Source organism: Polaribacter sp. HA6-7 (assembly GCF_055693625.1).
In genome coordinates this window covers 846,029-858,745 of the sequence record NZ_CM146338.1, presented here as the reverse complement: position 1 = coordinate 858,745, position 12,717 = coordinate 846,029, and the positions used below count along the sequence as shown (strand labels likewise).

Here is a 12,717-nt window from a genome sequence, read left to right as displayed (position 1 = left end):
AAAATTTATTTTTGAAAAATTTGCTACTAAACTTAGTAGACTTAAAAACTATACTCTTCCTTTTAGGGCATTAAAAACCCAAGCAATCGCAAAAAAACCTACACCTACAGAGGCAAAACCATAACCTGCAACATCATCATATCTAAAAGCACCTAATGCAATTAAACCCAAGCCTACAAGTATCATTATAAATGTTGCCCACGCAAGCACTGTATTCTTATTCATTCCCATAATTTGTAAATCGTTATTTATGGCGCAAATATCGTTAATTTATTTCGTTTCTAAAACTTGTTAAAAATGTATAAATTAAGACAAATTGTATTAATAGAAGTAATTAATATCTTCTGCCTCCCATTCCTGGACCATTTCTTCTGCCCATCATACCTTGCGAACCATTATTATTTTGGTTTTTTGGTGCTTTTGGAAGTAATTCTCTTTTTTGTGCCTTTTGGTATTTAGTCCATTTTTTAAATTGTTTTTTATTTAAAAAACTTTTTAACGCATCATTTAACACTTTTTCATGCACATCTATACTATCTCTTATTGGTCTTATGGTTTCTCTAACTTGTTTACCAACTTTCTCTGCCAAATCTCTGTTAGAATACAATTGTTTACCAAGAGAATTTATAGTAAGTTCTAATTGTTGAAGCTTTGCAGAATTTAAAAAAGATATTTTTTTAATTTTATCATTATACTGTCTAAGAACTTTTATTGTTTTATTCTTAGTTTCATCATCTTTCACTTTGATTTTTGGAGGAACTTCAGCAAAATTATAGTAAAATATATTTGCAGAATTTTTTGCATTGTATTTAGGAAATTCCATCTCTTGTTGTGCAAAAGAAAAATAGGTTGTAAATAATGCTAAAAATAATAACGCTTTCTTCATGTTTTTTAATTTAATAGCAAAAATATAAAAAGAATTATAATTTTGCGGCTAATCTACTACCTTGATTTATCGCTCTTTTGGCATCTAATTCTGATGCAAAATCTGCACCACCAATTACATGTACATTTTTATTGGCATCTAATAAAGGTTGATATAATTCTTTAAATGGAGTTTGACCCGCACAAACTACAATATTATCTACTTCTAAAACCTTGTTTTCGTTATTTTGCGTGTAGTGTAAACCTACATCATCAATTTTAATGTAATTTACTTCACCAATAAATTGTACTTTTTTCTTTTTAAGTGTAGATCTATGAATCCAACCAGTAGTTTTACCCAAATTACCACCAAATTTACCTTTACTTCTCTTAAACATAAAGATTTCTCTTGGCGAAGGATGATATTCTGCCTTAACACCTTCTATACCGTAACGTGCTTCTAAAGTTTTATCTATTCCCCACTCTTTTAACCAAGCATCAATATTTTGAGATGTAGCTTCACCTTCGTGTGATAAGTACTCAGACACATCAAAACCTATTCCTCCTGCTCCTATAACTGCCACTCTTTTTCCTACAGGTTTCTTGTACTTTAAAACATCTAAATAACTTAATACTTTTTTATTGTCTGCTCCTTCTATCTTAAGTTCTCTAGGTTTTATACCTGTTGCTAATACAATTTCATCATAATTAGAAGTCTTTAAATCTTCTAAAGAAACTTTGGTGTTTAATTTTAAAGTAACATTATGCAATTCTATTTGTTTACCAAAGTAACGCAAGGTTTCGTAAAACTCTTCTTTACCGGGTATTTGTTTAGCAACGTTAAATTGGCCACCAATTTCAGTTGCTGCATCAAATAAAGTAACATCGTGTCCTCTTTGCGCTGCGACAGTTGCTGCAGCTAAACCTGCAGGACCTGCACCTACAACAACTATTTTTTTAGCGACTGCTACTTTTAAGTAATTTAATTCTGTTTCGTGACAAGCTCTCGGATTCACCAAACAACTTGCAACCTTTTGTTGAAAAACATGATCTAAACATGCTTGATTACAACCAATACACGTATTAATTTCATCATCTTTTTCTGCTTTCGCCTTATTTACCCATTCCGGATCTGCTAAAAATGGTCTTGCCATAGAAATCATATCTGCATCTCCTTCTGCAAGTACTTTTTCTGCAGTTTCGGGCATGTTAATTCGGTTCGAAGTAATTAACGGAATCGATAATTCTTCTTTCATTTTTTTGTCACCCAAGTAAATGCTGCTCTTGGTACTGAAGTAGCAATTGTAGGAATTCTAGCTTCGTGCCAACCAATACCTGTATTAATAATTGTTGCACCAGCTTTTTCAATTTCTTTACCTAATTGTACAACTTCCTCCCATGTAGATCCATTTTCTACCAAATCTAACATCGAAAGTCTATAAATTATTATAAAATTTTCTCCAACAGCTTCTCTAGTTTGCTTAACCAATTCTATTGGTAAACGCATTCTATTTTCATAATCTCCACCCCAAGAATCTGTTCTTTTATTTGTTCTTTTTGCTATAAACTGATTGATTAAATAACCTTCTGAACCCATTATTTCTACACCATCATAACCAGCTACTTTAGATAATTTTGCAGAGTTTACAAAATCTCTAATTGTTCTTTTAATACCAGATTGTGTTAGTTTAAAAGGCGTAAAAGGTGTTATTGGCGATTTAATTTTAGACGGTGCTACATTAAAAGGATGGTAACCATAACGACCAGCATGTAAAATTTGCATACAAATCTTACCTCCTTCTTTGTGTACTGCTTCTGTTATCTTTTTATGATGTTTGGCATGTTTTTTTGTTGACATTCTAGAAGAGAAAGGACCTGTCCAGCCTTGTATATTTGGCGAAATTCCACCAGTAACAATTAATCCGACTCCTCCTTTTGCTCTTTCTGCATAATAAGAAGCTATTCTTTCTAAACCATTTTTTTCTTCTTCTAAACCTGTGTGCATAGAACCCATTAAAATTCTATTTTTTAAAGTTGTAAATCCTAAATCTAAGGGTTCAAAAATGTGCTTATATTTCATAATTGTCTTTTTAAATTTACTATGCATGCATAATACTTTGCAAGATATGTTTATTTTTTCAACTTAAAAAGTAAAAGAGCTAAATACAAATTTAAATGAACTAAAATGAACCTTACCTTCTAAGTAGTTTTGTAGAAATAGTAAAACTTAAAGATATGAAACTTAATAATAAAGTAATAATAGTAACAGGTGCATCTAGTGGAATTGGTAAAGCAACTGCCATTAAACTCGCTAAAAACGGAGCATCTGTAGTGTTAACTTCTAGAAGCGAAGACAAACTAGAAGAAATAAAAGAAACAATCGAAAAAAATAATGGTAAAGCACTTGTAGTAACTTGTGATGTTACTAGTAAAGATGATTTTTCGAAATTAGTAGAAAAAACCATCCAAGAATTTGGTACCGTAAATGCAATTATTAATAATGCAGGATTAATGCCTTTGTCTTACATCGAAAAATTTAAAACTGATGAATGGGAAACAATGGTAGATGTAAATATTAAAGGTGTTTTAAATGGAATTGCAGCTGTTTTACCAACTTTAATAAAAAACAAAGGTGGTAACATCATCAACATATCTTCTACTGCTGCCTATAATTATTTTCCTGGTGGTGCTGTTTATTGTGCTACCAAATCTGCGGTAAAAATGTTTTCTGAAGGTTTAAGAAAAGAAATTACGCCTAAATACGGAATTAATGTTACTTCAATAGAGCCAGGTGCTGTAAACACAGATCTTTTAAGCACTATTACAGATGAAGATATTAAAGAAGAATTGAAACAAATGAAAGAAATGACAAGTTTAGAAGCAGAAGATATTGCTGATGCCATTTTTTACACGTTAACGCAACCAGAAAGAGTTAACGTAAACGATGTTCACATTTTACCAAGTGAACAAAAATAATTATTAATCAAAAAAGAATATACTCATTATGAGCAAAGAACACATAGTAACAATAAACCCAGCAACAGAAGAAAAGTTAAACGAATATAAATATTTAACTGATAAAGAATTAAAAGATAATATAGAAGCCTGTAATACTGCTTTTTTAGATTGGAAATTAAAACCTGTAGAAGAAAGAGCTAAAATTATTGAAGCAATCGGAAAAGAATTGACTAAAAATAAAACCGAATTAGCAAAACTAATGACTAATGAAATGGGAAAAATTATTAGTCAAAGTAAGCATGAAATAGATTTATGTGCAGGTATTTGTAGTTATACAGCTAAAAATGGTCCGAAAATTTAGCGACAGAAAAAAGAACTTTAAGCAATGGTAAAGATGGTTTGGTAGCGTATTCTCCTATCGGAATTGTTTACGGTATTCAACCTTGGAACTACCCATCTTACCAAGTAATTAGATACGCAATTGTTAATTTAATGGCTGGTAACGGAGTTTTATTAAAACACGCATCTAACGTAACAGGAACAGGACAATTTTTAGAAAAAGTGTTTGTTGATGCAGGTTTACCTAAAGGATTATTTCAGGCTTTAAAAATATCTCATGACCAGTCGGATACAATCATCAAAAATAAATATGTTAGAGGTGTTACTTTAACAGGTAGTTCTGATGCTGGTAGAAATATCGGAGAAAAAGCAACTGCAGAACTAAAAAAGGTTGTTTTAGAACTTGGTAGTAACGATGCTTATTTAGTCTTAGAAGATGCCGATTTAGAAACTGCAATAGAAGAATGTGTAAAAGGTAGAATTTATAATAACGGAGAAACTTGTATTGCTGCAAAAAGGTTTATTGTTGTAGAAAAAGTGTACGAAGACTTTAAAAAGGGATTTGTAAAAGCAATGGAAAACATTAAAGTTGGTAATCCTTTAGAAGACGGTGTAGATATGGGACCAATTGCAAGAGAAGATTTAAGAGAAACTTTACATAACCAAGTTGAAAAAAGTGTTAAAAATGGTGCCGAAATTTTATGTGGTGGTAAAATACCAAATGGTAAAGGGTACTTTTATCCGGTTACTGTTTTAGGAAATGTAAAACCAGGACAACCTGCTTATAGCGATGAACTTTTTGGCCCTGTTGCTTCTTTAATTAAAGTTAAAGACGAGCAAGAAGCTATCAAAATTGCTAACGATAGTAAGTTTGGTTTAGGTGGTGGAATTTTCACAAAAGACATTGAAAAAGCCAAAGAAATTGCAACCAATCATTTTGATACTGGTATGGTATTTATAAATACTTTTGGTATCGCAGATCCTTCTATGCCATTTGGTGGTGTAAAAGATTCTGGTTTTGGTAGAGAACACGGTGGTTTTGGTATTAAAGAATTTGTAAACATAAAATCTATTGTTTTAGGATAATAGATTTCAAATTATAAAAAAACCCTATTCTTAATTGAATAGGGTTTTGTTTTTTTACTACATTTTAAAAATGCATCGGAACATCTATAATTAATAATTTACTATCTTCTTTAGCTTTAATTTTAACCAAATTAGTTTCGTAAATACCTACCGCATCTCTTTTATTTAAAACAATATCTTCTATCTCAATCGCGCCGTCAATCAAGAAAAAATAAGCTCCGTTTTTTAGATGATATTCAGTTTTAAAATCTTTATCTAAATCTATCATAGACAAATATCCTTGCTGATTTATAGGCAAAGAACCATCAACTAATTTATCTTTTGGTGAGACCAATGTTTGAAATTTATTTTTTCTTCCTTCTTTTTCAAAATACTTTTGGTCATAATAAGGTGTTACATTTTCTAATTCGGAAGTATCCAAAGCTGAAGAAAATTAACTTCTTCGGATGAACTATCATTAAATTCCGAATGCGTTACACCAGTTCCGGCACTCATAACTTGTACCTCTCCAACTTCTATCGCACGTTTATTTTGCATGCTATCTTTATGTGATAAAGAACCGGATATTGGTATCGAAATTATTTCCATATTTTTATGAGGATGCGTACCAAAGCCCATTTTAGGCTGAACTATATCGTCATTTAAAACTCTTAAAGCACCAAAATTCATTCTTTCTAAATTTTGATAGTTTGCAAAACTAAAAGTATGATATGATTTTAACCAACCGTGATTGGCTAAACCTCTTGTTTCTGATTTGTGAATTATTTTTTTCATTTATAAACTTGTATAATTTCTTTTAAAAGTGCGGATGCGTTAGTGATTGCAACGGCATCCTTTTTGCTTTTTCTGCAAAAAGATATAGTGGAAAGCACGACCCTTTTCGGGGAACGCCCTAATACAAATACCCCATTTTACCTTGCTGATAATCTCTCATTGCTTCTAAAATTTCTGTTTGAGTATTCATAACATAAGGTCCGTATTGGGTTACTTTTTCTTTAATTGGTACACCGGAAAGAATTAATAAATTGCTTTCTTTTTTCGCTGAAAAATTAATTAAAGAACCGTCTTGATTAAAGGTTACCATTTGATTTTTACCTTTACATAACACTTGTGAGTTATTTACCAAAATCTCGCCATCTAACAGGTAAATTAAAGATTGATGCGTTTTGGGAATTTCAATTTCTGTACAGCCATTTTCTTTGGCATTTACTGTATAAACATTTACCTCTGTTTGTGTTTGAATTAACCCAAAAATTTCATCTAAATTGCCGGCAACAACATTAATTGCTACTTTTTTATCTTTTGATGTAATTTGTGGTATTTGCTCTTTTTCTAAATGTTGATAATTTGGAGTTATCATTTTAGATTTTGCGGGTAAGTTTAACCATAACTGAATTCCTTCTAAATCGCCACCTTTTTTAACAAACGCTTTGGTTGGTGCTTCTGCATGAATAATACCGCGACCAGCAGTTGTCCATTGCACTCCACCAGCTTTCACAATCATTTCGTTTCCCAAAGAGTCTCTGTGCAATTGTTCGCCTTTAAAAAGTAATGTTATCGGCTCAAAACCTCTGTGAGGATGCGGACCTAAATCAAACGGATTGTTGAATTCTGAAATAGCATAAGGACCATAGTGATGTAATAATAAAAAAGGATCTACATTTTCTAAACCTTTTGATGGTAAAGGTTGACGAAGCTTTATAGGGCCCATGTTAACCAATGGACTCTCTACAACTGTTTGAATACTTTTATATTTTTTCATGCTTTATTGCTCTTTACTATATATTTTCCAAGGAAAATATATTTGCAAATTTTTTTATCTAATTTTATCTAAAAGGTTACTTAATGTTAATGCTTCTTCTTCTGAGAGTTTATCTAAAAAAGATACATTTTTAAAATCGTCTATATTAGATAATAAATGCAAACCTTGCTGGGTAATCTGTACATAAACTACTCTTCTGTCATGCTCGCAACGCTCTCTTTCAATTAAGTTTTTGTCACACAACTTATCCATTAAACGAGTTGCATTTGGTGCTCTTTCTATCATTCTATCTTTTACAATTTGCACCTTAATTTTAGCTTTTGCACCTCGTAATATCCTTAATATGTTGTATTGTTGCGGCGAGATTCCGTGAGGCTTAAAAAACTCGTTTTCTTTACTGCTTAACCAGTTAGAAGTATATTTTATGTTTATTAAAGCTTTTACTTTATTGCTTGTAAACTTAGAATTGATATCTTTCGAAATGTCACCCATCTGCTACTTTTTTTATTTTAAGTTAGAGTTTAAGCTCTTAACTTTAAATCTTGCATTATCTTATTAAATTCTTCTGTAGTTGGTGTTAAATACACTTTATCGTCTACAAATAAAGTCGGAAATTTAGCAACACCATTGTACAGTTCTTTACTGTGTTCTCTTGCCTCTACATCTTTAGAAATATCTTTGTATGTATAAGGTACGTCTGTAGAATTTAAAAAGTTTTTAAATGCTACAGTATATGCATGCCCTTGTTTACCGTATAAAACGATGTTTAATTTATTGCTCATTAACTAATTTTTCAAAAGTGTTTACTTGTTCTTTTAATGCGATTAGAAGATCTTCTCCTGTAATTTTACCATCTTTAAAATTATCGTAAAAACTTGGTAAAGAAAAAGTAACAATATCACTAGCACCGTGTCTAGAAAATCTTTGTTCACCGGCACTTAACACAAATTGACCGCCCATTCCGCCTGGTGACGTTGCCATTAATAATAATGGTTTATCTCTAAATACTTTTACATTTATTCTAGAACTCCAATCGAAAATATTTTTAAAAGCAGCGGCGTAAGAACCATTATGCTCTGCTAAAGAAACTATAAATCCATCATAACTATCTAAGCTAGTTGTAAAGCTTTTAATATCTTCTCGAAAACCATTTTTTTCTTCGTCTTCACTATAAACAGGTACTTTAAAAGTTGCTAAATCGATTACATCAAAAGTAGAGTTTTCTAAATTTTCTGCTGCAAAAGTAACTAACTGTTTATTTATTGATGTAGAACTTGTACTACCTGCAAATGCTAATATTTTTTTCATACTTATTTTTTAAATAATTTTTGAATCTATTCTTGTTTCTCCTTTAACCATTTTTGCTACCGGACATTTTCCTGCAATTACTAGTAATCTCTTTTTTTGATCATCTGTAATTTCTTTTTCAAAAGAGATTTCTTCTGTTAAAAATTTCTCATTATTTTCTATTACCTGCGTAACTTTTACATCAATCTCACCTACATCCCAACCTTTTCTTTCAGAATACATTCTTAAAGTCATGGCTACACAACCACCAATTGCAGTTAGTAAATATTCTACGGGTGTTGGTCCGTTATCATCTCCTCCATCAACAACAGGTTCATCTAGAGTTAAAAAATGATTTCTAGCTTTTGCTTCTGCTAAATAATTTTTATTTGATAAAGTAACTTTAGAGTTTGTCATGATTTATTTTTTTGAAGTGATGTAAGAAGTAATTAATAGAATTATAGCTACAATTGCACCCGTTTGCTCGCCATCATTAATCATTACATGTGCAAAAAAGGCTAAAATAAAAGCAAAGAAAAAACTAGCATATGCCCACTCTTTAATTACACTTTTTGTAAAAAACCATATTGCAATTAAACCTAAAATTTTAGCAATAGCATACGGATAAATAATATAAGTTGGATATCCGAAGTTGGTAAACATGTTGGCTACTTCTTCATGATTAAAAAAGTACATTCCTGCAGAAAAAAGCATTAATAATGTTAACAATCCTGTAGAAATATAATATAAAATTTTTGCTGTTTTCATACTTTAATGAATGAATTAGAGTACAAATTTACAAAATAAAATTTTATTTACCAAGGAAAATAAATACATGGAAATATTTACCTTTCAATAATTTAAGAACTTACAAGATTGTATTTTTTATTTTTTTAAAAGTTTTATTAAAAAAATAGAAGCTATAATAACTAATGAAGTTAAAATTAATGCTTGTTTGTAATCGCCATAAATCCAAAAACCCGTTGCAAACAAACAACTATAAATTAACACGCAACTGAGTAACATTGCTAATATTGCATTAGGCAAACTCCAGTTTTTTCTTTTTGATCAAAATTAATTCCTGCCAAATTTGCTTTTGCAACAACTTTACGCCAACCGGCGCCACTAGGTAGAATATTCTTATAAAATAATTGAAGTGTTTCATCTTTTTCTGGCGGAGTTAAAAAAGTAACTACCAACCAAATTATAGTTGTTACTAACACCACAAACGGAAATTGAAACCAACTAGGAAAAAGACCATCTTCTACACCGAATAAAATAGTTTTTAAAGACGTAAAATTTAAAAGTATCGAAATTATTCCTGATGAAAACATAGCAGAAATTTCGCTCCAAGCATTTATTCTCCACCAAAACCATCTCAAAATAAATATTAAACCAGTACCTGCACCAAACATTATAATAATATCAAATACTTGTTTCACATTTGTTAAAGTTAAAGCTAATAAACCGCTTATAACCATCATTAATATTGTACTTATTCTACCTACATTTACCAATTGTTTTTCTGTAGCTTCTTTTTTAATAAAACGTTTATAAAAGTCATTTACTACATAAGAAGAACCCCAATTTAAATGTGTAGAAATTGTACTCATATATGCTGCAATTAAAGATGCTAGAACAATTCCTAAAATCCCTTTTGGTAAAAAGTTTAACATTGCTGGATATGCCAAATCATTCCCTAATTTATCCGCAGGAATATTAGGAAAAGCACTTTGCAAACTTGCAATATCCGGATATATCACCAAAGACGCCAAGGCTACTAAAATCCAAGGCCAAGGTCTTAAAGCATAATGTACAAAATTAAAAAACGTTGCACCTATTGCGTGATTTTCATCTTTAGCAGCTAACATTCTTTGTGCAATATAACCTCCACCTCCTGGTTCTGCACCAGGATACCAAGAACTCCACCATTGTAATGCTAAAGGAATAATTAAAATTGTAATTACCGTATTTGTATCATTAAAATCGGCAACATATTAGTTTTGGTTGCCACGAGTTTATTTTGAAACAAACTTTCTAAACCACCAACTTCGGTAAATTTACAGCATAATAAGCTGCTGCTATTGCCCCAAACATGGCAATTATAAAAAGTAAAAAGTCGGTATAAACAACACCTCTAAAACCACCGAAAGCAGAAAAAATTACTGTAACAGAACCAGCATACAAAACAACTTCCCAAGGTTGAATCCCCAACATTATTCCGCCAATTTTAATAGCTGCCAATGTTACTACAGACATTACCAAAATATTAAAAATAACACCTAAATAAATAGACCTAAAACCTCTTAAAAAACTTGCTGCTTTACCACTGTATCTTAATTCGTAGAACTCTAAATCTGTAGTTACACCGATTTTCGCCAAAGTTTTGCATAGACAAAAACGGTTAGCAAACCTGTAATTAAAAACGTCCACCAAACCCAATTACCTGCAACACCATCTCCTCTAACAATATCTGTTACTAATAACGGTGTATCTGCAGCAAATGTAGTTGCAACCATAGAAAAACCAAGTAACCACCAAGGCATAGATCTGCCGAAAAGAAAAAATTCTGAAGAACTTTTTCCTGATTTTTTTGATACTATAAAACCAATTAATAAAATAACTGAAAAGAAAAGAACGATTATAAAATAATCTAATGCAGATAGTGCTATCATTTATTTAATTTACTTTTTAATAAAATAATTTATTCAAAAATAGGTAAATAAATTTTATGCTAGTTTTAGCAAAAATGCAATCCTAAAAAGCTGTAAATATTAATTCATTTTTATTGAATCTATCTTCTTTTGTAGTGCTTTAATTCTTTTAGAATCTAATTCTTTTTTTGAAATTAGCTTTATCGAGTCTAAAATAGATTTATTTTTTTCTAAAATTGTTTGTTCTTTTTCGAAGTAAATATTTCCGTTTTCACTAGCTCTCCAAGCTTCGTTTAATTGAATATAAACCTCTTCATTCCATGTACTTGGTTTTTTTGCATCAATCCAAATAACATCCCTATATTCACTATCAATTAATGCTAAATCGGGTGTTGCAGAACCATCAAACTGTGCATTTTCTTTTTTAATCGCCGAAATGGTACTTAGAAAAAACATTCTCTTTTTACCTGCAATATTTTTAATATAAGGTCTAAATTCTACTGGTTTATTTGCAGACCAATCATACTCTTTTCTAGATTCTATTACCTTTAAAGGCATTGCAGAAACACCCGCATAACCTTGTTTTTTTGAAGCATGATCGTAATAATATAATTTATCGGTTCCATCCGCAGGAATAAAAACACTAAATGTTAAACTTGTTCTTTCGTCTCCAACAGGTTCTAGCCCAAACCAATGATATAAACCACTAAAAGCACCCGTTTTTGTATCAGAAAAATCGAAATCTGTTACAAATGGTTGCTGATTTTGATCGTCTCGGTAAGTCTCGGAATTTTAACTGCCGTTTTCATATTCCACGGCAAAGGATCTCTAAATCCTCCTAAAAACTTTAAACTTTCTGCTTGTAAACGAGATACTTTTTCTGACAGCGTATTTTGCTTTGTTAAGTATTCGTAATTTTTCATTTCATCCGGCGAAATAAAAATTCCTTTACCAATTGTAATTCTTTCTAGATAATCATTAAAATCGTGTTCACCATTTTCTACAACCATTACGCCACCAAATGTAGGATACGGAAAGAAAAAACCTTTCCACTTAATTAAACTTACAACTTGTACCCATGCGCCTTTGTCATTTTTCATGTAATAAGTATCGCTTGGTTCGTAATTAAAAAGCATCCACGGATTTAATCTTTGCACAACAGCATTGTAAGTATTTCTACTAAATTTTAAAGATTCGCCAATTGAAAAAGTTACAGGAATTCTATTTTCTGATGAAAAACGAGGAAAAGGTGTTGTACTCGAAACAGAAAAAACCTCTTCTGTATTGTCTTTAATTCCTTGCCAAACATACTTTTCGGTTGGTTGAATTGCCATTGTCCATTGGTTATGACCATCAACTCTAACCGGATGTGGTAAAGAAACATCTTTGGTTTCTCCTACGGATTCATTTGCCATCGAAAATATATTTCTTAAAGGCTGAATTCTTTCATTTTGGGTTAAAGGAAGCTCTACAATTTCGATTCTTTGTAAACTATTATAAACATTATAGGTTTTCATGTAATCGTAGAATTTTAAATTCCAACCTACATAATAAACAACTGCGAAAAAAACAGTTAAAAAAACTAAAATACCAATTCTTTTACCTGTACTAGCAGATTTTCTAAATGTTCTAAGACTAAAAAATAAGATTGTAAAACACAACAATATGATAAAAATAAACTTTCTAACAAACAATAATGCTGGCTGATAATCATCTCTTAAAAAAAACAACAAAGCAAGAGTTATGATACCTAAAATCACAACTATT

At 30.9% G+C, this 12,717-nt stretch carries 11 protein-coding genes and 4 pseudogenes; 2 read left to right on the top strand and 13 right to left on the bottom strand.

Going from position 1 to position 12,717, the window contains the following annotated elements; translation table 11 throughout:
- Positions 1-48: 48 nt before the first annotated feature.
- The 3 genes and pseudogenes from ACZ1HD_RS04820 to ACZ1HD_RS04810 all read right to left on the bottom strand — a co-directional run bounded on the left by ACZ1HD_RS04820 (position 49) and on the right by ACZ1HD_RS04810 (position 2,944).
- Positions 49-231 (bottom strand): CAL67264 family membrane protein, encoded by a 183-nt coding sequence (locus ACZ1HD_RS04820; protein WP_077808755.1) that lies wholly within the window; start codon positions 229-231, stop codon positions 49-51.
- A 103-nt stretch (positions 232-334) separates the two neighbouring features.
- Positions 335-886, bottom strand: a complete 552-nt coding sequence (locus ACZ1HD_RS04815; protein WP_472688785.1) for a hypothetical protein — start codon at positions 884-886, stop codon at positions 335-337.
- Between the two features lie 34 nt (positions 887-920).
- Positions 921-2,944 (bottom strand): annotated as a pseudogene (locus ACZ1HD_RS04810) (oxidoreductase).
- 155 nt (positions 2,945-3,099) lie between these two features.
- Between ACZ1HD_RS04810 and ACZ1HD_RS04805 the strand changes: the two are divergent.
- Both ACZ1HD_RS04805 and ACZ1HD_RS04800 read left to right on the top strand, forming a co-directional pair.
- Positions 3,100-3,840, top strand: coding sequence for an SDR family oxidoreductase (locus ACZ1HD_RS04805; RefSeq protein WP_472688784.1), 741 nt, complete (start codon positions 3,100-3,102; stop codon positions 3,838-3,840).
- A gap of 28 nt (positions 3,841-3,868) precedes the next feature.
- Positions 3,869-5,247 (top strand): annotated as a pseudogene (locus tag ACZ1HD_RS04800) (NAD-dependent succinate-semialdehyde dehydrogenase).
- A 64-nt stretch (positions 5,248-5,311) separates the two neighbouring features.
- Here ACZ1HD_RS04800 and ACZ1HD_RS04795 read toward each other — a convergent pair.
- The 10 genes and pseudogenes from ACZ1HD_RS04795 to ACZ1HD_RS04750 form a co-directional block, all read right to left on the bottom strand.
- Positions 5,312-6,021 (bottom strand): annotated as a pseudogene (locus tag ACZ1HD_RS04795) (pirin family protein).
- A gap of 118 nt (positions 6,022-6,139) precedes the next feature.
- Positions 6,140-7,009, bottom strand: a complete 870-nt coding sequence (locus ACZ1HD_RS04790) for a pirin family protein (RefSeq protein ID WP_472688783.1) — start codon at positions 7,007-7,009, stop codon at positions 6,140-6,142.
- 54 nt (positions 7,010-7,063) lie between these two features.
- Entirely contained in the window at positions 7,064-7,501 is a 438-nt protein-coding gene (locus ACZ1HD_RS04785; RefSeq protein ID WP_079738377.1) for a MarR family winged helix-turn-helix transcriptional regulator, read from the bottom strand.
- A 29-nt stretch (positions 7,502-7,530) separates the two neighbouring features.
- Entirely contained in the window at positions 7,531-7,791 is a 261-nt protein-coding gene (locus tag ACZ1HD_RS04780) for a glutaredoxin family protein (protein WP_077808748.1), read from the bottom strand.
- Positions 7,781-8,317 (bottom strand): NADPH-dependent FMN reductase, encoded by a 537-nt coding sequence (locus tag ACZ1HD_RS04775; RefSeq protein WP_472688782.1) that lies wholly within the window; start codon positions 8,315-8,317, stop codon positions 7,781-7,783. Before ACZ1HD_RS04775 ends, ACZ1HD_RS04780 begins: the two co-directional genes overlap by 11 nt.
- A gap of 9 nt (positions 8,318-8,326) precedes the next feature.
- Entirely contained in the window at positions 8,327-8,713 is a 387-nt protein-coding gene (locus tag ACZ1HD_RS04770) for an OsmC family protein (protein WP_079738374.1), read from the bottom strand.
- Positions 8,714-8,716: 3 nt separating this feature from the next.
- Positions 8,717-9,064 carry a DoxX family protein gene (locus ACZ1HD_RS04765; RefSeq protein WP_472688781.1) on the bottom strand — a complete coding sequence of 116 codons (348 nt, stop codon included), beginning with the start codon at positions 9,062-9,064 and terminating at the stop codon, positions 8,717-8,719.
- A gap of 117 nt (positions 9,065-9,181) precedes the next feature.
- Positions 9,182-10,971 (bottom strand): annotated as a pseudogene (locus tag ACZ1HD_RS04760) (sodium:solute symporter family protein).
- Between the two features lie 99 nt (positions 10,972-11,070).
- Positions 11,071-11,508 (bottom strand): hypothetical protein, encoded by a 438-nt coding sequence (locus ACZ1HD_RS04755; protein ID WP_472688780.1) that lies wholly within the window; start codon positions 11,506-11,508, stop codon positions 11,071-11,073.
- 188 nt (positions 11,509-11,696) lie between these two features.
- Positions 11,697-12,710 (bottom strand): hypothetical protein, encoded by a 1,014-nt coding sequence (locus tag ACZ1HD_RS04750; RefSeq protein WP_472688779.1) that lies wholly within the window; start codon positions 12,708-12,710, stop codon positions 11,697-11,699.
- Positions 12,711-12,717 lie beyond the last annotated feature (7 nt).